We start from the raw sequence: 213 nt of genomic DNA, 5'->3' as shown, positions 1-213 counted from the left end.
AATTTTAATTATCAGTTAATGATTTTGAAACAGGTTTTGGGATTGACTTCAGAATTAAGCTCATACACCGCCCGCCACACTTGGGCTACGATGGCATACTATTGTGAGATACATCCCGGCGTCATTTCTGAAGCAATGGGACATTCTTCCATCACCGTAACAGAGACGTATCTGAAGCCTTTTAAGAATAAGAAAATTGATGAAGCGAATGTG

At 39.9% G+C, this 213-nt stretch carries 1 protein-coding gene; it reads left to right on the top strand.

Annotated features, from left to right (window positions below):
- The coding region (locus HMPREF2794_RS01520; RefSeq protein WP_168166580.1) for a tyrosine-type recombinase/integrase at positions 1 to 213 on the top strand (213 nt) is incomplete at both ends.

The sequence above is a fragment of the Bacteroides sp. HMSC067B03 genome (genome assembly GCF_001811315.1).
GTDB classification, from domain to species: Bacteria; Bacteroidota; Bacteroidia; order Bacteroidales; family Bacteroidaceae; genus Bacteroides; species Bacteroides faecis.
Note: the sequence above shows the minus strand (reverse complement) of the source record. Positions and strands in the feature narration are given on the sequence as shown.